General features: G+C 69.3%; 18 protein-coding genes and 1 other RNA gene. 12 read left to right on the top strand and 7 right to left on the bottom strand.

Annotation, left to right across the window (positions count from 1 at the left end):
- Positions 1-211: 211 nt before the first annotated feature.
- Positions 212-433: a hypothetical protein gene (locus G4D87_RS13005; protein WP_163782379.1), complete on the bottom strand. Its 222-nt coding sequence runs from the start codon at positions 431-433 to the stop codon at positions 212-214.
- Between the two features lie 189 nt (positions 434-622).
- Here G4D87_RS13005 and G4D87_RS13010 point away from each other — a divergent pair, with 189 nt between their 5' ends.
- The 7 genes from G4D87_RS13010 (at position 623) to G4D87_RS13040 (ending at position 8,864) form a co-directional block, all read left to right on the top strand.
- Positions 623-1,561 (top strand): AAA family ATPase, encoded by a 939-nt coding sequence (locus tag G4D87_RS13010; RefSeq protein WP_163782380.1) that lies wholly within the window; start codon positions 623-625, stop codon positions 1,559-1,561.
- Positions 1,562-1,577: 16 nt separating this feature from the next.
- Complete coding sequence (locus G4D87_RS13015; protein ID WP_163782381.1) at positions 1,578-2,993, top strand: patatin-like phospholipase family protein; 1,416 nt, start codon at positions 1,578-1,580, stop codon at positions 2,991-2,993.
- Between the two features lie 99 nt (positions 2,994-3,092).
- Positions 3,093-4,040, top strand: coding sequence for a branched-chain amino acid transaminase (locus G4D87_RS13020; protein ID WP_163782382.1), 948 nt, complete (start codon positions 3,093-3,095; stop codon positions 4,038-4,040).
- Between the two features lie 107 nt (positions 4,041-4,147).
- Positions 4,148-5,488, top strand: a complete 1,341-nt coding sequence (locus G4D87_RS13025) for a DUF8689 domain-containing protein (RefSeq protein WP_163782383.1) — start codon at positions 4,148-4,150, stop codon at positions 5,486-5,488.
- Between the two features lie 116 nt (positions 5,489-5,604).
- Positions 5,605-6,447 carry a Fic family protein gene (locus G4D87_RS13030; RefSeq protein ID WP_240358231.1) on the top strand — a complete coding sequence of 281 codons (843 nt, stop codon included), beginning with the start codon at positions 5,605-5,607 and terminating at the stop codon, positions 6,445-6,447.
- A 153-nt stretch (positions 6,448-6,600) separates the two neighbouring features.
- The gene (locus G4D87_RS13035; protein ID WP_163782384.1) at positions 6,601-7,722 is read left to right on the top strand and encodes a DHH family phosphoesterase; all 1,122 of its coding nucleotides are present in this window, start codon (positions 6,601-6,603) and stop codon (positions 7,720-7,722) included.
- On the top strand, positions 7,719-8,864 hold the full coding sequence (locus G4D87_RS13040; protein ID WP_163782385.1) for a cysteine desulfurase family protein: 1,146 nt from the start codon (positions 7,719-7,721) through the stop codon (positions 8,862-8,864). Before G4D87_RS13035 ends, G4D87_RS13040 begins: the two co-directional genes overlap by 4 nt.
- Here G4D87_RS13040 and G4D87_RS13045 read toward each other — a convergent pair.
- The 5 genes from G4D87_RS13045 to G4D87_RS13065 all read right to left on the bottom strand — a co-directional run bounded on the left by G4D87_RS13045 (position 8,861) and on the right by G4D87_RS13065 (position 13,803).
- A complete protein-coding gene (locus tag G4D87_RS13045) occupies positions 8,861-9,961 on the bottom strand; it encodes an ATP-binding response regulator (protein WP_163782386.1) in 1,101 nt (366 codons plus the stop codon). The genes G4D87_RS13040 and G4D87_RS13045 overlap by 4 nt on opposite strands.
- A complete protein-coding gene (locus G4D87_RS13050) occupies positions 9,958-11,424 on the bottom strand; it encodes an ATPase domain-containing protein (protein ID WP_163782387.1) in 1,467 nt (488 codons plus the stop codon). The genes G4D87_RS13045 and G4D87_RS13050 overlap by 4 nt, the downstream gene beginning before the upstream one ends.
- A gap of 221 nt (positions 11,425-11,645) precedes the next feature.
- The gene (locus tag G4D87_RS13055) at positions 11,646-11,816 is read right to left on the bottom strand and encodes a hypothetical protein (protein ID WP_176412236.1); all 171 of its coding nucleotides are present in this window, start codon (positions 11,814-11,816) and stop codon (positions 11,646-11,648) included.
- A 104-nt stretch (positions 11,817-11,920) separates the two neighbouring features.
- Positions 11,921-12,916: a serine/threonine-protein kinase gene (locus G4D87_RS13060; RefSeq protein ID WP_163782388.1), complete on the bottom strand. Its 996-nt coding sequence runs from the start codon at positions 12,914-12,916 to the stop codon at positions 11,921-11,923.
- The gene (locus tag G4D87_RS13065; RefSeq protein WP_240358232.1) at positions 12,913-13,803 is read right to left on the bottom strand and encodes a tetratricopeptide repeat protein; all 891 of its coding nucleotides are present in this window, start codon (positions 13,801-13,803) and stop codon (positions 12,913-12,915) included. Before G4D87_RS13065 ends, G4D87_RS13060 begins: the two co-directional genes overlap by 4 nt.
- A gap of 249 nt (positions 13,804-14,052) precedes the next feature.
- Here G4D87_RS13065 and ssrS point away from each other — a divergent pair.
- From ssrS to G4D87_RS13085, 5 genes are all read left to right on the top strand, one after another.
- Positions 14,053-14,249, top strand: a non-coding RNA gene (ssrS, locus tag G4D87_RS40335) — 6S RNA.
- A gap of 19 nt (positions 14,250-14,268) precedes the next feature.
- Positions 14,269-14,892 (top strand): 5-formyltetrahydrofolate cyclo-ligase, encoded by a 624-nt coding sequence (locus tag G4D87_RS13070; RefSeq protein WP_002639727.1) that lies wholly within the window; start codon positions 14,269-14,271, stop codon positions 14,890-14,892.
- Positions 14,889-15,677, top strand: coding sequence for a TIGR00282 family metallophosphoesterase (locus G4D87_RS13075; protein WP_163782390.1), 789 nt, complete (start codon positions 14,889-14,891; stop codon positions 15,675-15,677). Before G4D87_RS13070 ends, G4D87_RS13075 begins: the two co-directional genes overlap by 4 nt.
- A gap of 56 nt (positions 15,678-15,733) precedes the next feature.
- Positions 15,734-16,996, top strand: coding sequence for a tyrosine--tRNA ligase (gene tyrS, locus G4D87_RS13080; protein WP_163782391.1), 1,263 nt, complete (start codon positions 15,734-15,736; stop codon positions 16,994-16,996).
- 97 nt (positions 16,997-17,093) lie between these two features.
- Entirely contained in the window at positions 17,094-18,275 is a 1,182-nt protein-coding gene (locus tag G4D87_RS13085) for an EndoU domain-containing protein (protein WP_163782392.1), read from the top strand.
- A gap of 39 nt (positions 18,276-18,314) precedes the next feature.
- Here G4D87_RS13085 and G4D87_RS13090 read toward each other — a convergent pair.
- Positions 18,315-20,717, bottom strand: a 2,403-nt coding sequence (locus tag G4D87_RS13090) for an alpha-2-macroglobulin family protein (protein ID WP_275902282.1), incomplete at its 5' end; no start/stop codon positions are given.

Below are 20,717 nucleotides of genomic sequence, written 5' to 3' on the forward strand. Positions count from 1 at the left end.
CCACCGACCGGACCCTGCTCATCCAGTTGCCCACGGCCAAGGAAGACGACGACTGGACGGCCCTGGTGGACGAGCTGGACAAGTAGCGGCGCCGGCCTCGGAACCCCGAGGCCTCAATGAAGCGGCCCTGACATCCGTGCCCTGGTCGGGCAGGTGTGTCAGGGCCGTTTCAGTTCCCACCTGGGAAGCGTCGAGCGGTTCCCTTGCGCGCTCAGAGCGCGGCGCGGGCCTCGCGGACCAGCTCCTTGAAGTGGAGCGTGGAGACGACGTCCCGGAGCGACACCACGCGGCCCCCACTGTGGGCCTCCTCCTGGGCACGGCGCCAACTGCTGCGGAGTGTGCGCAAGGAGACGTAGGCCAGCAGGAGCGGGAAGCCGCCCGGAAGCAGGACGACCGCCACCATCATCACCATCCGCAACCACGCCCACACCATGACCGCTGACCTCCTTGAGTACCGATTCGAGGCCATGAGATGCACGACGTGTGCCCACGGTGCGCAGAATATTTCCCTGCGGAGTTCCGCGGGGTTGCCCGGCAGCGAGGCGGACGGGCCACGGTGATGACGCCGCAACCCTGGCATTTTTGCCGCAGTCGCCTGGAGGGCGTCGGTTAAGTTCACCGGGTGAGCACCCCTTCGACGGTTGAGAGCCACGCCTTCACCAGCGTGGAGGACGCGGCGCAGCGCCTGGAGCAGGTGGGCTACCTGTCCTCGCCGGAGATCGCCACGGCGGCCTTCCTGGCGGACCGGATGGACAAGCCCATCCTGGTGGAAGGCCCCGCCGGCGTCGGCAAGACGGAGCTGGCCAAGGCCCTGGCCCAGGCGCTGGGCCGCGAGTTCATCCGGCTCCAGTGCTACGAGGGCCTGGACGAGGCGAAGGCCCTCTACGAGTGGGAGTACGCCAAGCAGCTGCTCTACACCCAGCTCCTCAAGGACAAGATTGGGGACATGGTGCAGGGCACCACCACGCTGGCGCAGGCGGCGGACCGGCTGGCCTCCAGCGACGCGGTGTTCTTCTCCGAACGCTTCCTGCTGCCCCGCCCGGTGCTGCGCGCGCTGCTCTCCGAGCACCCCGCCCTGCTGCTGGTGGACGAAATCGACAAGGCGGACCCGGAGTTCGAGGCCTTCCTCCTGGAGGTGCTCTCCGACAACGCCGTCACCATCCCCGAGCTGGGCACCTTCCGCGCGAAGCACATCCCCCGGGTGCTGCTCACCTCCAACGCCGCGCGCGAGCTGTCCGACGCGCTCAAGCGCCGCTGCCTCCACCTGCACATCGACTTCCCGGACCGCGAGCGCGAGCTGCGCATCGTCCGCTCGCGCCTGCCCCAGGTGCCCCAGGTGCTGGCGGAGCAGGTGGTGGAGGCGGTGGCCGCCATCCGCTCGCTCGACTTGAAGAAGGCGCCCTCCATCAGCGAGACGCTCGACTGGGCCCAGAGCCTGGCGCTGCTGAACGCGGAGCAGCTCACCGCCGACGTGGTGGCCTCCACGCTGAACCTCGTCCTCAAGTACGAAGGCGACATCGAGAAGGCGAAGTCCAACCTCTCGCAGATCGCCCAGGCGTGAAGGGCCCTCGAAGCGCGTGCTGCTGAAGGAACGCTTTCAAATCACCCGGCCGCTCGAGGAGATGGAGCTCCGCCTCGTGCGCGCGTCGCTGGCCAACGCGGCCCTGGTCGACCCGCGCGAGGAGGCCATCCTCCGCACCGCCCTGTCGCTGGCGCGCCTCTACAAGGTGCGGCACGGCGGGCTCGACGTGGGCGTGGGCGCGCTGCTCACCCCGTTCCGCGAGGAGGTGGAGCGCCGCCTGGGCCCCGTCCTCCAGGCCCCCTCCCCGCCCACGAGGGATCGGCTGATGCCGCACGTGAAGGACCTGCGCCAGCACGCCGCGAAGGCGCGCGACACGGTGGTGCAGCGGCTGCGCGGGCGCGTTCCACCCGAGGCGCTGGACCGGGAAATCCGGCAGAAGGAGCTGGTGCTCGTCACCGGCGGCGGAGGCGGAACGGCCTACGTCTACCTGGGCGCGATGAGCCTCCTGGATGAACACGGCCTGGAGCCGCGCCTGCTCGCCGGGACGTCCATGGGCGCCATCCTCGCCATCATGCGCTCGCGCCTCACGCGCTTCGACCCCACGGACATGATCAACATCGTCCGCGGGCTGTCCTTCCGGAAGCTCTTCCGCTTCATCTCCACGGAGAGCCGCTATGGCCTGCCCGCGGCGCTGCGGCTGTTCCTGCGCGCGGGGCTGGGCCGCTTCTTCGGCGCGGGGCCGGAGAGCAGCGGCATGCGGCTCAGGGATTTGCCGGTCCCCACCCTCATCGCCGTGGGCGGCATCCGCCGCGGAATGCTCCCCCGGCCGCTGGAGTACTACGAGCGGCTGATGGGCGTCAGCCCGCTGGGCCTGCTCAACCCCGCGGGCGTGGCGCGCCGCATCCAGGCCGCCATGGGCGCCATGGCCGAGCTCTTCACCCGCCCCGAAATCACCGCCCGCCTCTACCTGGGCGCGGACGACACCACCGGCGACTTCGACGCGCTCGACGCCGCGGGCTTCTCCTCCGCGCTGCCCGGCGTCATCCACTACGACGTGCTGCGAGAGGACCCGGGCATGCACACGCTGGTGGAGGGCCTCATGGGCCAGCACGGCGTCGCGCGGCTCATCGACGGAGGACTGGTGGACAACCTGCCCGCCAAGGCGGCGTGGAAGGCGGTGGCCCGGGGCCGCATCGGCACGCGCAACGCGTTCATCCTCGCGCTCGACGGCTTCGCCCCGAAGCTGACCACGCCCTTCTGGCTGCCCCTCCAGCGGCTGGCCGCGATGACGGTGACGCCGAACCTTCCCTATACGCACCACGTCAAACGCTTTCCGCGAACACTGTCGCCACTGGACGTCGTACCGTCGGTGGAACTGGCCTCGAAGGCGCTACACTTCGGCAGGGCGGCACTCGCGGAGGACCTCCCGTTCCTCCGTCGGATGCTTACCCCCCTGCCACCAGTGCTGTGACGCTGTCGGGACGAGAAACACGCTTTGACCTCATAGATTTCGCTGACTAGAAGGCCCGGGCGGTCCCACCCCTCAAACATCCAGGCGAAGGAACATCGAATGAGCTCGACCTCGAGTAGTGGCGTGCGCGCCGAGCAAATCTGGCTCGACGGCCGGCTGATGAAGTGGGACGAGGGCCACGTGCATCTGATGACGCACGCGCTTCACTACGGCCTGGGTGTCTTCGAGGGCATCCGCGCGTACAAGACGCACGACGGGCGGCTGGCCGTCTTCCGGCTGCGTGAGCACATCCGCCGGCTGCTCGACTCGGCCCACATCATCATGCTGAAGATTCCGTACACCGAGGACGAGCTCTTCGATGCGTGCGTGAATCTGCTCCGCGCGCAGAAGGACCTGTTCGCCAACGGCGCGTACCTGCGGCCGGTGGCCTTCATGGGCGACGGCGCCATGGGCCTGGGCGCGGTGAACCCCACCCGCACCGCCGTGACGGCCTGGGACTGGGGCGCATACCTGGGCGACAAGGGCATGAAGGAGGGCATCCGCGCCAAGGTCAGCTCGTACACGCGCATGCACGTCAACGTGAACATGGTGCGCGGGAAGATTACCGGCCAGTACGTCAACTCCATCCTCGCCAAGCGCGAGGCGGTGATGGCGGGCTACGACGAGGCCATCCTCCTGGACGTCAGCGGCTTCGTGGCCGAGGCCTCCGGCGAGAACATCTTCCAGGTGAACAAGAAGGGCATCATCAAGACGCCCCCCCTGTCCTGCCCCATCCTGGATGGCATCACCCGCGACACGGTGCTGCACATCCTGCGCGACAGCGGCCGCACGGTGGAGGAGGTCACCTTCACCCGCGACGCGCTCTACATCACCAACGAGATCTTCTTCTGCGGCACGGCGGCGGAGATCACCCCGGTGCGCGAGGTGGACAACCGCCAGGTGGCGGACGGCAAGGTCGGCCCCGTCACCCGGCACGTGCAGGACATGTACTTCCGCATCGTGCGGGGTCAGGAGCCGAAGTACGCGGACTGGCTCACGTACGTCTGAGCCGCCCCGCCGCGCCCCCCTCTTCGGCCTGGGAGGGGGGCGGGCAGCCAGGGAAGACGCCACGTCCCGCGCCCGAGCGCCCCTTGAATGGGCTAGAACGGGGCTTGATGGCTCCTCCCGCTGGCTACGACTACGACGACAATCCGTTCAAGCTTGAGAACCCATCCATCCTCGACATCGCTCCACCGGAGCCGAAGTCGGTGGAGGACACGGGGCTCAAGATGGGCATCCTGTCCGACATCGCCCTGAAGTACCTCTATTACTCGGGCACGGGCACGGGCATGGGCATCGCGGACGAGATGCGCCTGCCGTGGCCGGGCGTCATCGAGCACGTGGTGGACTTCATCGCCACGGAGAAGCTGGTGGACCTGCGCGGCGGCAAGGGCTTCGGCCGCGCGTCGGTGGAGTTCATCCTGTCGGAGAAGGGCCGCGAGTACGCGCGGGACGCCCTCACCCGCACCACCTACGTGGGCCCCGCGCCGGTGCCCATCGAGCAGTACAACGCGCTCATCACCAGCCAGACGGAGGAGACGCCCGTCGTCAGCCAGGAGGAGCTGGTGATGGCGCTCAGCCACCTCACCGTCCCCGCGGAGCTGATGGACAAGCTGGGCCCGGCGGTGAACTCCGGCCGCTCGCTGTTCCTCTACGGCTCCCCCGGCAACGGCAAGACGAGCCTGGCGGAGGCCGTCTCCAACATGTTCGGCGGCGAGGTGTTCGTCCCCCACTGCCTGGAGATTGGGAATCAGATCATCCAGGTCCACGACCGGCTCATCCACACGCCGGTATCGCTGGAGGCCGGCGGGGATGCCTCCGGCCGCAGGCAGACGTTCGAAATGGACAACCGGTGGCTCGTGTGCCGCCGGCCCTCCGTCGTCGTGGGCGGCGAGCTGACGCTGGCGATGCTGGACCTCATCTATTCGGAGAGCACCCGCTACTACGAGGCCCCGTTCCAGGTGAAGGCCAACGGCGGCATGCTCCTCATCGACGACTTCGGTCGCCAGAAGGTCCACCCCACGGACCTGCTCAACCGGTGGATTGTCCCCCTGGAGAAGCGGGTGGACTACCTCACGCTCCACACCGGCAAGAAGTTCGAAATCCCCTTCGACCAGCTCCTCGTCTTCTCCACCAACCTGGACCCCAAGGAGCTGGTGGACGAGGCCTTCCTGCGCCGCATCAAGTACAAGATTGAGGTCGGGAACCCCGACGAAGAGGCTTACCGGGAAATCTTCAGTCGCGTCTGCGAGGCAGCGGGAATCCCCTACGTGGACCAGGCCGTCACGTACCTCATCGAGCACTACTACAAGCCCCGGAGCATGGAGCTTCGCTCGTGCCACCCTCGGGACCTGGTGAGCCTCATCCGGGACGCGGCGCGCTACCGGCAGATGCCTCCGGCGCTCTCCAAGGACCTGCTCGACCAGGCGTGCGAGGTGTTCCTTGTCAATCTGTGATGATTTCGTTGTTACAACCGCGCGGAATTTCTAGAATCCACGCGCCGTTGTACCGCTCGGCCGCATGCTTCGAGTACCGCCCGCGGCGGACCCGCAGCGAGAAGGAGCCGCAGTCCGTGAAGGAACGCTACCAGGACATCGACGAGAAGAACGAAACGCTGCGTGGGTACCTCGACATCTACAAGGACAAGCCTGACGCGCGCGAGTTCTTGGACAAGATGGAGATGTCGTGGATCTACCACGACGCCGCGCTGGAGGGAGTCGTCTACACCCATCAGGAGCTGATGGCCGCGCTGTTCCCGCATCGAACCAGCGCGGAGGCCTCCATGATTCCGGTGGTCCTCGAAATCCGGAACCACAAGGCCGTCTGTGACTTCCTCCGTGAGGAGGCAGCGGGCGCCAGGAAGCAGGCGCAAATCACGCTGACCACCATCAAGCGAATACACGACCTCTTCCTGGGCAACACGCCGGAGGCCCAGACGGAGCGCGCGCGCATGGAGCGCCGCGAGCGAACAGAGAAGGAGCTGGCCAAGGAGCGGGACAGGTCCGGGCTGCGCAAGGACATGCCGCTGCACCGCACGTACTTCCACGACATCTCCCAGCCGGCGAAGATCCAGCCGGAGTTGGAGAAGCTCGTGGACTACACGGCCAGCGCCGAGTTCCGCGAGTTCCACCCCATCAAGCAGGCGGCCACGGTCCAGCACAAGTTCGTGCAGATCTTCCCGTTCACCGAGCACAGCGGGAAGGTGGGGCGCATGTGCAGCAACCTCATCCTGCTGCGCAACGGCTACATGCCCGCCGTCATCCACTCCATCGACCGGCAGCGCTACTACGAGTCCTTCCGGGGACCCGTGGCGGGCTTCCGCACGGTGCTGATGGACGCGATGGAGAACTCGCTCGACAACGGGATGAAGTACTTCCGGGACCTGGGGCGCAAGTTCAAGGCGCTCAACAGCTAGCCCACGTCCCGCGGCGGCCCGGCGAGGGGGCGCGCAGGCTCACGCGCCTCCCGCGCGCCGTGAAGAGTCCGGGGTCCGTCGACACCATTGGTGTGTTGGCAACAGACCCCGGATTCTCGAATCCCAGGACGGGAGGAAGTAAGAAGAATACCCATGCCCGTGACACAGTCCCTCAACAGCCGCCGCGGAACCGGAAACTCGGGAGGCGAGCTGACGGAGCCCCCGCCAGCGCGGCTGGCCCATATGCCAGCCCGAGACAAGCTGGAGCGGCTCCTGCGAGTGGCCCAGGGCCACCACAAGGCGCTCATCCTCACCCACGACAATCCGGACCCGGACTCGCTGGCGGCGGCGGTGGCGCTGGCGCACCTGCTCGAGCGCAAGGCGGGCCTGAAGGCCCACGTCGGCTACGGGGGCATCATCGGCCGGGCGGAGAACATCGCCTTCGTGAAGGTGCTGCGCCTGCCCGTCTCGCACGTGTCGACGCTCGACTTCGACGAGTACGACTTCTTCGGGCTGGTGGACACGCAGCCCAAGGTGGGCAACCACTCCCTGCCCGCGCGGCTGGAAGCGCACGTGGTGATGGACCACCACCCGCTGCGTCAGGAGAGCCTGGAGTCCCCCTTCGCGGACGTGGGCGGCGACTTCGGCGCCACGTCCACCATGCTGGTGGAGTACCTGCGCGCGGCCCGGCTGGAGCCCTCCGTGGAGGTGTCCACCGGCCTGTTCTACGGCATCAAGGCGGACACGCGGGACTTGGGCCGGGAGACGACGCCCACGGACGTGGACAGCTACCTGTGGCTGTTCCCGCGCATGGACAAGACGCTGCTGGCGCAGATTGAGCATCCGGAGCTGCCCGCGCGCTACTTCCAGCTCTACCACACGGCCTACGAGCGGGCGAAGGTGTACGGGACGGCCATCATCACCGACCTGGAGGAGGTCTACTCCCCGGACATGGTGGCGGAGGTGGCCGAGCGGCTGATGTTCCTCGAAGGCATGAAGTGGTCGCTGGCCTTCGGTTCGTACCGCAACCAGCTCTTCCTCAGCTTGCGGGTGAAGGACCGGCGGATGAACGCGGGGCGCCTCATCCGTGAAATCTGCGAGGACTACGGCGGCTCCGCCGGCGGCCATGGCAGCATGGCCGGGGCGCGGCTGCCGCTGTCCGGGAAGCTGGCGCAGCGCAAGGCGCTCAAGCGCGAGCTGGTGGCCAAGTTCCTGGAGGCGTTCGGCGTCGCCGACGAGCGGCCCGTGTCGCTGCTGTACGCGCAGGACTCGTGACGTACTGGGACTACAACGCGGCCGCGCCGGTGCGGCCGGAGGTGGCGGCGCTGCTGTCACGCGCCTTCGCGTCCAGCGGCTTTGGCAACGCGTCCAGCGTGCACCAGGAGGGCCGCGCGGCCCGGGCCCGGCTGGACGCGTCGCGGGCGACGGTGGCCCGAGTGCTCGGCTGCGAGCCGAAGGAAGTCAGCTTCACCGGCTCCGGCAGCGAGGCGGACGCACTGGCGCTCGTGGGCGCCTGGCACCTGCGCCCCCAGCCCGAGCGGCGGCGGGTGGTGACGTCCGCGGTGGAGCACCCCGCCCTGCTGGGCGCGGTGGCGCAGCTGGAGCGGGAGGGCGCCCACGTCGTGCGGGTGGCGCCCGGTCCGGAGGGGCGCGTGCGCGAGGCCGACCTGCTGGAGGCCCTGACGCCGGACACGGCCTTGTGCTCGTTGATGTGGGCCAACAACGAGACGGGCGTGCTCCAGCCCGCGCGGGAAGTCGCGCTCGCGTGCCGGCAACGCGGCGTGCTGTTCCACACGGACGCGGTGCAGGCCGCGGGCAAGGTGCCCTTGTCCCTGCGCGAGGTGGATGCGGACCTGCTGTCCCTGTCCGCGCACAAGTTCGGCGGCCCTCCTGGCGTGGGGGTGCTGCTGGTTCGCAAGCGCGTGGACGTCCGCGCGCTCACGCCGGGCCACCAGGAAGGCGGCCGTCGCGGGGGGACGCAGAACGTGCCCTATGCGGAGGCGCTGGCGCTCGCACTGGAGCTGGCCGCCGCGGAGCTGCCGGAGACAGCGGCGCGGCTGACGGCGCTCCGCGACGCCTTCGAGCGCGAGGTGACGGCGCGACTGCCCGGGGTGCACGTCAACGGCGGCGCTGCCCCGCGCGTGCCCAACACCAGCAACCTGCGCTTCGACGGCGTGGAGGGTGAGTCGCTGCTCATCGCCCTGGACCTGGAGGGCATCTGCGTGTCGTCCGGCGCCGCCTGCGCGTCCGGCACGCTGACGCCGTCGCACGTCCTACGGGCCATGGGCCTGTCGCCCGCGCAGGCCCGAGGCAGCCTTCGCTTCAGCATGGGCCCCGGCACGACGGAAGCGGACGTGGCGCGCGTGGTGGACGCGCTCGTCCGGCAGGTGCCGAAGGTCCGCGCGCTGGCCGGCTAGGGCACGGGCCGCCGGCTCAGGGGAAGCCGGAGGTGGAAGGTCGACCCCTCGCCCAGCGCGGACTTCACCGACAACGAGCCCCCGTGCAGCTTCGCCAGGGACGAGGCGATGTAGAGGCCCAGGCCATGGCCCTGGGCAGGCTCGCCATCCGCCCGCTGGAAGCGCTCGAAGACGGAGGGGAGCGCCCCCGCCGAGATGCCGATGCCCCAATCCCGGACGTGGATGTCCGCCAGGCCGGGGTGCAGACCGAGGCCCAGCTCGACCCGCCGTGTCTCGCCCCCGTACTTCACTGCGTTGGAGAGCAGGTTGTTGAGCACCTGCCGCACCCGCTCCCCGTCGAAGGGAAGGAACACGGGCTCGTCGGCGCCCCGGAGCGCGAAGTCCACCTGCGGCTCCAGGTCGCGCCACTCCTGGATGAGCTCCTGGAGGAAGACGGCGATGTCGCCCTGCCTGGGCCTCAGCTCCACCTTTCCTTCGGACAGGCGCGAGGCGTCCAGGATGGAGGAGATGAGGTGGTTCATCCGGTCCAGTTGCCGCAGGACGGCTTCCGCCGAACGGACCTCGTCCTCCGCGCCCCGCTTCTCCACCTTGCGCAGCAGAATCTGGGCGTTGAGACGGGCCGAGGAGAGCGGCGTCTTCAGCTCGTGAGCCACCCAGTTGAGCACCTCCTCACGGGCCAGGATGGGTCCCCTGCGCGTGGATGAGGGGGAGGCCTTCTGCTCGGTGAGGCTGGGCACGGCCACCGGCGGACGCTCGCGAAGGGCGTTGGTGACGGCCTCCTCGAACGTGTTCAGGTCCACCGGCTTGGCGAGAAAGACGTCCGCCTCCTCGCGGCCCGCGGGCCGCGCGGCGCTCAGCAGCACGAAGGGAACCGACGCGAGGCTCGGCTCCGACCGCATGGCGCGCAGCAGCTCCATGCCCGTGCGGTGGGGCATCATGTGGTCGCTGACCACCAGGGCTGGCGGCTCCGTGCGCGCCAACATGAGCGCGTCCTCTCCATTGTGGGCCCGGATGGCGCGGTAGCCGAGCGCCTCCACGACCTCGGCGAAGACCTCGAGCAGGGCTTCCTCGTCCTCCGCGATGAGGACGCCGCTCATTCCACGGCCCCGATGGTCGTCCCGAGCGGCCGGGCCTGGCCGGTCAGCAGCCCCTCCGCTGAGCGCAGCGTCGCCAGGACCTTCATCCCCGAGTCGGCGATCTGGAACTCGCGCAAATCGTTGTCGTACTTGCTGTCGCGCATCTTCAGCACCGAGAGGATGCGGTGGATGCGCCCGCGCAGTTCCACGTAGCGCAGGAGGAGCAGGTTCTCCCCGAGGGTGGCGACGGGTGCATCGCTGAAGTCGAGCTCATTGCCGGCCACCTTGGAGACTTCCCGCGTGTACAGCGTCGTCACCCCCGCCCGGCGCAGCTTCTCCGCGAGCGCGGCCAGGAACAGCGGCCTGCGCTCCGGCTCGATGATGGACTGCTCCAGCGTCGTGAGGCCGTCGATGACCAGCCGCTTCACGTTCAGCCGCGCCACTTCCTGGAGGATGCGGTCCATCACGAGGTCCGCCTCCAGCTCCATCGGAGGGATGTACAGGTAGGTGAGCATGCCGCTCTTCACGCAGCGCTCCACGTCCAGTTGGATGCGCCGCGCCCGGGCGGCGAGCGCCGCCGTGGAGTCATGGAAGGAGACGAAGAGAGAATGCTCTTCCCGGCGCGCGCCCTCCGCCGCGAAGTGCGCGGCCAGCAGCGTCTTCCCGATGCCCATGCTTCCGGCCAGCAACGTGGCGCTCGTGCGGGGCAGACCGCCATCCATCAAGACGTCCAGCTCCGGCAGCCCGAAGCTGGCGCGCTCCTGGGGCGGGGCCACGTCCACGCCCGTGGGCTCCAGGGCCTCCAGGCGCGGGATGAAGGACACCCCCTCCCCGTCGATGCGCATCAGGTGCTCGCCCATCAAGTGTGGCCGGCCGCGCAGCTTCACGACCTCCACGCGGCGCATGCGACGGGCGCCGTGCTTCGACACCGACAGAGAGACGATGCCGTCCACCGTGGTGGCCTCGGGCAGCGTCAGCAGCTTCTCCAGGGGATACTCGGTGGTGAAGAGGCCGACGCAATCCGCGGCGGCCAGGCCAATGCCCAGCTCGTAGAGGAACTCGCGCAGGCGCGCCTCGTCCTGCCAGAGGTCCCTGATGGCGCGAAGGCCATCGATGAAGAGCAGCTTCGCGCCCCGCTTGCGCGCCGTCTGGATGATGAGGTCCCGCGTCTCCTTCGCGCCCTGCTTGAGCGACGAGTAGGCGCTCATCACGAAGATCTTTTCGTCCAGCAGCTCCTCCTTGAAGAAGCTGAAGCTGTTCAGCTCGCCCACGAGCTTGTCGTGGGGTTCGGACGTGACGGTGACCACCACCACGGGCAGGCCTCGCGCCGCGGCCAGGAAGGCCAGCTGGCTGCACAGCACCGTCTTCCCGCTGCCCGGGTCTCCGGCCACGATGACGGATTGTCGCCGGGGGATGCCTCCGCCCAGCAGCGTGTCGAAACTCGGGATGCCCGTCGCGAAGAGCGACCACGTCCGGTGATCCATTCAGGATCCATCACTTGAACTGGCGGGTGAGGGAAAGCGCGCGACGCTCAACCGCCAGAAGGAGCGCGCACAGGAACACTTTCAGCGCGCTCCGTTTTCGAGAACTAACAATCCGGACACGCGGGGCCAAGCCTCGGCGGCGGACTTGAGGGCCCGTTCACGCGCCAGATGCACGCTGTTGGACAGGTGCGAAGCGCGACCCGCGCTTCACCCCCGCGTCGCTACCAGGACTGCTCCGGGAGCGGCTGCTCGCGGACGTCCTCGTCGGGCTGTCCGTAACCGGGCATCCCGTCTTCCCGGGCTTCATCCGCCTTGGAGGTCCGCGGACGCTGGCGCTCCTCGGGCTCGGGCGCGGACTGCGCCGGCTTCGGCTGCTTGGGCTCGTTGGCCATGTGAACTCCTCCCCACGCGACACGGCGCGCGGCGGAAGGAAAGGTCGTCATCGTCCTGGAAGGCGGACAGGGACAGGCGCGCGGACAACAGGGTGCCCGCTCCCCTACCCCGCGCGCGAGCCGGGCGTCGGCGGCGACGCTCCGGGCGGCGTGGCGCGCACCTCGTCACTGGCGCCGAAGAGGCCGCGCACCACGGCGGCGATGGCCAGCGGCGTGCCCACGCGCTCGTCGTAGTGGGGCGTCAGCGCCTGGGCGAACTCCTCCGCCGTCGGGAAGCGGTCCTCGGGACGCTCCGCGAAGGCCCGGGCCACCACGGCCTCCAGCGCCTCCGGGATGTCGGGCCGCAGCTCGCGCAGGGGCCGGTACTGCCGGGCACGGATGGCGTTGAACACGGCCTCCGGCGTCGGGCCCGTGAAGGGGCGCTCCAGCGTCAGCAGCTCGTAGAGCACCACCGTGGCCGCCCACAGGTCGGCCTCCGGGCTGACCTCGCCGAGCAGCGATTCGGGGGACAGGTAGTAGGGCTTGCCCAGCACGTCGCCGCCCTGGAGCTTGCCGTCCACCAGCACGCGCGACACGCCGAAGTCGCCCAGCTTGATTTCGCCCACGCGGGAGATGAAGACGTTGGACGGCGACACGTCGCAGTGGACGATGCCCAGCCGCTCGCCCTGGGGCCCGGCGGCGGAGTGCGCGTACGCGAGCGCCTCCAGCAGCACCTTGCCCAGGTACACCGCGAAGTCGAGCGGCAGCGGAATCCCGCGCACCTTGCAGCGCCGGAGGATCTGCCCCAGGTCGCGGCCGTCCACCAGCTCCATCACGATGAAGTAGATGCCCTCCAGCTCGCCGGCATCCAGCACCGTGACGATGTTGGGGTGGTGGAGCTGCTTGGACAGCTGCGCCTCGCGCGCGAAGAGCGCCACGGACTCCGGATCCCTCGTCAGCGCGGGCAACAGGCGCTTGAGCGCCACCGTCCAGCCCTCACGCGGACCGGACAGCACCCGGGCCCGGTACACCTCCGCCATCCCGCCCTTGCCCAGCACGGAGAGGACTTCATAGGTGCCGAAGACCTGCGTGGTCTTCTGCGGGGGAGTCGGCTGGCTCACGGCGTGGCGTTTCCGGCCCCCGCCGGCGGGCGGCCGAGGATCCGCTTTCGGGTCCGCTGCTGCTGCATGAGCGCTTCAAGGTCCTTGATGTCCTCGCGCAGCGCCTGCTCCGCGGCCGCCTCCGACGCGCGGCCCGCGGGCACCCAGCCCAGGTCGAAGGCCCTGCGCAGGGACTCGCGCGAGCGCGCGCGGTTGCCCTCCCGGAGGTATGCGTAGGCCAGCCACAGGTGGACGTCCGCGCGCCCCAGCCCCTTGCCCGCCTCCAGCGTCTTCACCGCGCGGACCACGTCATTGAGCGCCAGCTGGCTGGCCCCCAGGCCCACCACCGCGGAGGCGTTGCGCGCGTCGCGCGACAGGGCCAGCTCGAAGTGGCGCTGCGCCACGCCCGCGTTGCCCGCGGCCAGTTGACGCTGCCCCTCCTCCAGGGGTGACGCCTCGCCCTGCCGGCCCAGCCCCGCGGCCACCTGCGCCGCGGACGAGCTCGCGCCGTCCGCCGCGGCCGAGGCAGCCGCGGCCGTGGTCGCCGAAGCCGCGCGCGCCGGCTCCACCGCGTCCGCGTCCCGGGACAGCGGCCGCAGCAGCAGGAAGGAGTCGTTCTTCAACACCGGCGAGCGGCACCCGTCCTTCAGGCGGAACAGGGCCGTCATCACCCCATCTTCCGGGTTGAACACGACCAGCGCGGGCTGGTTCACCCGCGGCTCACAATGGGGACCCAACTGGCAGAGCAACACCTGGCCCACCAGGACGTTGTCCTGGAACTCGCCAGAGAGCACCTCCGTATCGGGTTCGAAGCCGCAGGGTCCGCCCGTCGCGACCCCCACCAGCCGGTCTCCCTGCATGCGCAGGGACACCGCGCCATAGGAGTCCCCTTGATAGGCGTTCGACACCGTGGGCGGTCCCGCCCACGCGAGGCCGGAGGCAACGGAAAGGACCGTCGCAAGACCCTTGTTCAATAGCGAGGGCGGCATATGTGGGTGGATTCGGGCTCTTTCCATCATAGAGGTCCCGCGCCTGCCTTGTAAACGCGCGAGGATGCCTTGACCCCGCCGCCCCCCGTCCTTATCATTTCCAAAGACTCTGGCGGGAATTCCCAATAGATTCGAGGATTTGCAAGCACTGTAGCTTTGTTCAAGGGCTGTCCCCTGCGGGGCGCGTGATGCTCGGCAGAAATTCGAACCGATACGTCCATTCCGGGGTCCGTTTCGGTCTCCATGTGCAAGCCCTCCCCTCTCACGAGGGATGAGGGAAGCCTGCGGAGACATGACTTCGGTCCCCACCTGGCTTTTAGAGGGTTCAATGGACGCCGGGCACACGGCCATGCTGCGGGGGACTTTTTCTGTGGAGCGGCGTCGGTGAGCGAGACGGTGGTGGAAGAGGCGGCGGCGAGGAAGCAGACCCTGCGTGAAGAGCTCACGGCGCGCCGGAAGGCGATGACGCCGGATCTCATCGATACACGGGGTCTCAAGGTTCAGTCTCGGTTTCTGGCGGCGCCGTATTATCAGAAGGCGCGCACGGTGGCGCTGTACGCCCCCATTCGGGGGGAAGTGCCAACCCGGGATATCCTGATTGCGGCGTTGCAAGACGGCAAGATTGTCTGCTACCCGCTCTCCCATGTTCACGGGCGGATTCTTTCGTTCCGTGCCATCAAGTCGGAAAGCGAGCTGGAGCCGGGGCGGTTGGGGGTGCGAGAGCCCACCAACTCCGCGGACCTCATCGCGGTGGACCAGATTGACCTCTTCGTGGTGCCGGGCCTGGGCTTCACCCGGGAAGGCAAGCGGCTGGGGCGCGGGGGCGGTTACTACGACGCCACCCTCCGCGCGGCCAGCCAGCGCAGTCGTCGGGTGGGCCTGGCCTTCAATGACCAGGTCGTCCCGGTGCTGCCAACGACTGGGGATGACGTCGACATGGACCTGGTCGTAACGGAGTCTGAGTCCCTGCGCGGCCTGTACCGCGACTGGGACTTCCTCGATACGTGAAAGTCCTCTTCATGGGAGACGTGGTGGGCCGCCCGGGTCTCCAGGCGGTCCGCACGCTCCTTCCAAGGGTCCGCGCGCAGCACGGCGTGGACGTGGTGGTCGCGAATGCGGAGAACAGCGACCAGGGCTCGGGCATCACCTCAGAGACGGCCCACTACCTGCTCGACAGCGGCATCCAGCTGCTGACGAGCGGTAATCATTTCTACTCCAAGAAGGCCATCCTCCCCTGGGTGAAGGAGCATCCGGACCTGCTCTTGCGTCCGGCCAACTACCCCAAGGGCACGCCGGGCAAGGGCCACACGGTGGTGAAGCTGCCGGATGGGCGCGCGCTGGGCGTCATCAACCTGGAGGGGCGCGTCTTCATGCGCACCGAGGCCAGCCCCTTCGAGGTGGTGGAAGGGCTGGTGGAGGAGCTGCGCCAGCAGACGCCCTGCATCCTGGTGGACATGCACTGCGAGGCCTCCAGTGAGAAGAACGCCATGGGCGTCCACCTGGATGGGCGGGTGTCCGTGGTGGTGGGGACACACACGCACGTGCAGACGGCGGATGAGCGCATCCTCCCCGGCGGCACGGCCTTCATCACCGACGTGGGCATGTGCGGGCCGCTGGACTCCGTCATCGGCATGAAGAAGGAGTCGTCGCTGACGCGCTTCCTGGGCAAGCCGGCGCCCTACGAGGTGGCGGAGCGGCTCGTCTACCTGCAGGGCGTGGTGGTGGACATCGACGACGCCACCGGCCGGGGGCGGAGCATCCACCGCGTGCGGGAGCACCTGCCAGGCACCTGAAGCCCGGTGGAGGAAGTGCGTCCACGGCTGGCGCACTTCGGGTAGCTTGCGGCGCCATGAATCCGGACGCGCTGCGCAAGGCGACCCCCGAGGAGCAGTTCGAAGAAGTGACCCGTGGCACGGTGGACCTCCACGTGCCCGAGGACCTGAAGAAGAAGCTCCGGTACTCGTATGACACGGGCAAGCCGCTGGTCATCAAGGCGGGCTTCGACCCGAGCCGGCCGGACCTGCACCTGGGCCACTCGCTGCTGCTCACGCGGATGCGGCGCTTCCAGGAGTTCGGCCACTCGGTGGTGTTCCTCATCGGTGACTTCACGGGGTTGATTGGCGACCCGACGGGCCGCAACGCCACGCGCCCGGCGCTCACGCGCGACGAGGTGAAGGCCAACGCGGAGACCTACAAGCAGCAGGTGTTCAAGGTGCTGGACGAGTCCAGGACGCAGGTGCGCTTCAACTCCAGCTGGCTGGACACGCTGGGGACGGAGGGGATGATTCGCCTGGCCTCGCGCTACTCCGTGCAGCGCATGCTGGAGCGCGACGACTTCAAGAAGCGCTTCCGCGGCGAGGTCTCCATCTCCATCCACGAGTTCCTCTACCCGCTCCTGCAGGGCTACGACTCGGTGGTGCTCAAGGCGGACGTGGAGCTGGGGGCGACGGACCAGCTCTTCAACCTGCTGGTGGGCCGCCAGTTGATGAAGGAAGAGGGCATGGCGCCCCAGGTCATCATGACGGGCCCCATCCTGGAGGGCCTCAACGCGAAGGCGGTGGACGGGAAGATTGTCGGCGACAAGATGTCCAAGAGCCTGGACAACTACGTGGGCATCGACGAGCCGGCGGACACCATCTTCGGCAAGTTGATGAGCATCACCGACGACCTGATGTGGCGGTACTGCGAGCTGCTCTCCGCGAAGACGCGGACGGAGCTGGCGGAGATGCGCGCCCAGGTGGAGTCCGGCGCGCTGCACCCCAAGGCGGTGAAGGTCGGCTTCGCACAGGAGATGACGGCGCGCTTCCAGGGCGAGGAGGCCGGGAAGAAGGCCGCCGAGGACTTCGAGAAGCGCTTCGCGAAGAAGGAGCTGTCCACGGACGAGCTGCCCCTGGTGGAGGTGTCCCTGGGGGGCGCGGAGAAGCTGGCGGTGACGAAGCTGCTGCCGGAGACGAAGCTGGTGGCGTCCTCCACCGAGGCCCGCAAGCTGATGGCGCAGGGCGGCGTGCGCGTCAACGGCGAGAAGGTGCAGGACGCCAAGGCGGAGCTGGGCGCCGGCGAGTACACGGTGCAGGTGGGCAAGCTGAAGGTCGCCCGCGTGAAGCTCGGTTGAATCTCCGGCCGGTGACGGCCGTCGCAGGCGCAGGACGAGCCCCCCTGCCCCTCCCTCCGAGGGGCATGGTGGGGACTGCTGTAGACTCCCGTGCGCCATGCGTCTCTCCCTCCCTTGTCTCGCCCTGTTGCTGGGCGCCTCGCTGCCCGCCCTCGCGGGCCGCGGCGTCTTCGTGTCCGACGTCACGGTGGACGCCGTCGAGCAGCCCGAGTCCCGCGAAGTCGTCTTCACGGTGGAGGCCGGGAGGCCCTACCCCCTGCTCAAGAAGGGCGGCCCCAAGCGCGCCTGGTGCAAGCTGAGCGGCGCGTCCGCCGAAGGCTGGGTGTTGTGTGAAGGCGCGCCGGAGTCCACCGCGCCCGCCGCTCCGAGCGCGGCGGCCCTGGTGGCCGCGGACCGGGCCCACTCGGCGCAGCAGGCCCGGGCACGGGGCCTCGCGTCGCGAGAGGCAGCCGGGGCGGGACAGGCGACGCCCGCCGGGCCGCGGGTGGTGCTGAAGGGCCCCGCTGGCAGCGCGGCTGCGCGGAGCGACGGTGACTTCGACGAGGAGCAGGCGGGCCCCTCGGACGCGACGGCCGCGAGCTGGACGCCGGCCACCGGCTGCGCGACGACGTGTGACAGCGCGCCGCTGTTCGCGGAGCCGCCTCCGCTGTCGGCCATGGACCGCGAGGTGTTGGCGCTGTGCCCCGCGCGTCCCGACGTGAGCGTGAGCGAGGGCGACGTGCGGCGCTTCCTCTCCCGCCACTACGACGACCCGCGGCTCCAGCGGGCCTTGTCGGTGGCGGGCCGGCCCGGCGCGCGGCAGGCCAACATCGACTGGCTCACGGGCCTCTGGGTCAGCACCGGGCCTCGCAACGCCTTCACGCACGTCTTCTGCGGCGACGACTGGCAGCGGGGCCCCATTGGCGGCCTGCACTTCCTGCCGCGTTATGCCCAGCTCGAGGCGGAGGGCCGCCTCTGCTACCAGGGCCCGGCGCGCGGCGGCGCGGCCTTGAAGGGCGACGCCTATACCATCCGCTTCAAGGGCGTGGCGCCCTGGTCGTGTGGAGAGAAGCGCGTCGGCGGCTTCTCGCGCGCGCCGGACGCGGTGGGACTGGTGTCCATTGGCACGCGCGCCTTCGCCCGGTGCTGCGCGCGCGGCGGGGCCAAGAAGGAAGGCGGCGTGTACTCGGCGCCGGACCTGGGCGGGACGAACTGGCGCGTGTGGTGTGGCACGCGCAACGGCACCTACGGCATCGCCACCCTGCACCCCACGGACGACCAGGCCACCTGCGGGGAATGAGCCCGGGCTGCAGGGCCCACTCCCCGCCCGTGGGCCGAGCTACTGCGCCGCGCCCACCGTGAGCACCGCCCCGGCCGAGTACGCGGTGAACTCCGGCGCGTACATGGACTGCACGGTGGCGGGGCCCACCTTGAACTGGCCGGCCATGTTGGCGCGCAGCCGGTACTTGAAGGTGTACTCACCGGCGGGCAGCTGCTCGAAGAAGAAGTTGGTGCCGGAGTCGCGCGTCTCCTCGTACCAGACGATGCCCAGGTCCCAGCGGTGGCGGGACTGCACGTTCTCCGGCTCCAGGCCCGCGGCGCGTGGGTCTCTCAGGTGCACGTACTCCGCCGCGTGCTTCGCGCGCAGGGAGAGCTGCACCTCCACTTCGTCTCCGGGGAGCACCACCGCGCCCTCGGCCAGCGGCACGAGCAGGGCGTCCCGCCCCTGCCGCTCACGCAGGAAGTAGCGCCGCGACACCTGGAAGAAGTCCCCGCGGTCGCTGTCCGGCAGCCGCTCCGTGGAGAAGTGCCACGTCGCGGAGGCGAAGGCGAAGCCCGGCGTCGTCTTCTCCACCACCACCGAGCTCATCGTCGTCGGATTCAGCTCCGGCCCGGGCACGACGACCTGGTTCTTCTTGCCCGTGTACTCGTCCGGGGCGAAGGACATGCGCACCACGCGCGGGCCCACCGTCACCTGGGCGTCCTCGCGCACGCCCAGCGCGCCCTCCGCCTGGAGGTACTTCACCAGCGCGTACAGCGACTCCGCCGTGGCGCGGGTGGACTTCCAGTGGTTGAGCTTCTTGTTCAGCAGCAGCCACTGGACCAGGCCCTCGCGGCGCGCGTCCTTCGGATTGAGCTCCGTCAGCGTGCGCAGCGCGAAGGCATGCGTCTCCGTGGTGTCGTTGTACCAGAGCCAGCTGCGGTCCTCCTGCGCCCAGTAGGTGCCCAGCTCGGGGCTCGTCTTGGCGGAGTCCATGACGCTCTCCCAGACACGGTGGGCGTCCGCGTCGCGCCCCGCGCGCTTCAGCGTCAGCGCCAGGTAGCCCTTGAGGTAGGGCGAGTGCTTCTTCCAGTGCTTGTCGCTGAACGCGAGCATCCGCTCCCGCTCCGCCGCGGTGAGCGCGTCACCGGTGTAGCTGGCGTTCGGATACGCGGAGGCCGTGTAGTTGAGGAAGGTGAGGAACTCCCAGCCGCGGTCCTCCTTCATCAGCTTCGTCGCGTACTCCTCGCGGAAGTGCCGCGCCAGGTAGCCCCAGGCGCCCCGGGTGAGTTCCGGTGGGACTTCCACGCCGAACTCCATCGCGCGGGAGAGGCCATGCACGATGTAGAGCGTCATGTACGGCGACGGCGGGCCCCCCGGCCACCAGGGGAAGCCGCCGCTGGACGTCTGCGCCTTGCGGAGCCTCGCCAGCGCGGACGTGCGCTCGGCGGCGGCGACCTTCGGATCCAACACCTTCACCAGCCCGGCCTCCGGCCCCGAGCCGCCCTTCGCCAGCTCCAGCCAGGGCGTCTCCTCCAGCGCCATCTTCCGGTTGGGGTCCACCGCGTCCCACGTCTCCAACGGGGTGGAGCGCTCGCTCAGCTTCCTGGCCATCCGCGCGACCGACGGGTACTGCCCGTACAGGCTGGACAGGATGCCCGTCGACACGAAGCGGTTGAGCGTCTGCTCCGTGCACTCGTAGGGGTAGTTCACCAGGTACGGCAGCGCCTGGAGCGCCGAATAGAAGAGCTGCGTGTCCACGGTGACGACCAGCTGCTCGTTCACCCGCGTCGGGTCTCCCCCCGCGCGCAGGTCCTCGAACCGCATCGTCTTGGAGTCCTTGCCCTTCAGCGTCACGAAGCGCGACTGCGCCAGGTGCATCCGGCCTGGCAGCACCGGCAGCGGGCGCAGCTCGCCATCACTGTGGTTCTCCGCGCGCGCCTCCACCCGGAAGGCCACGGGCCCCACCCGCGTGGGCGTGGTGAGCGGGAAGCGCAGGCGCGTCCCCTTCCCCGCCTCCACGCGGAAGGCCTGCGACGCCTGCTGGACGCCGAAGTCCGACAGCACGCTCTTCTGCAGCTCCAGGTCCTGGATGTCCAACGTGAGCGTGCCCTGCAGCGGGCGCGACGCCGCGTTGTTCACCATCACCTCCAACACCGCGCGGTCGCCCTCGCGCAGGAAGCGCGGCACGTAGGGGCGCACCATCAGCTCCTTCACGCTCCGGGAGGTGCGCTGCAGCGAGCCGCCCTTCAAGTCCCGCGTGACGGCGTGCACCCAGACGCTCCACGCCGTCACCGAGTCCGGCACGGTGAACTCCAGCGTCGCCGAGCCATCCTTCCCGGTGAGCACCTGGGGCGCCCAGAACGCCGTCTCCGCGAAGTTGGAGCGCAGCGGCTCCGGCGCGTCCGGGCTCGCGCCCTCGGGGTCAGCGCGTTGCTCCGTGACGGCCATCATCTTCTTTTCGGCCCGGCCAGACACCTC

This window comes from Myxococcus vastator (genome assembly GCF_010894475.1).
Taxonomy (GTDB): Bacteria; Myxococcota; Myxococcia; order Myxococcales; family Myxococcaceae; genus Myxococcus; species Myxococcus vastator.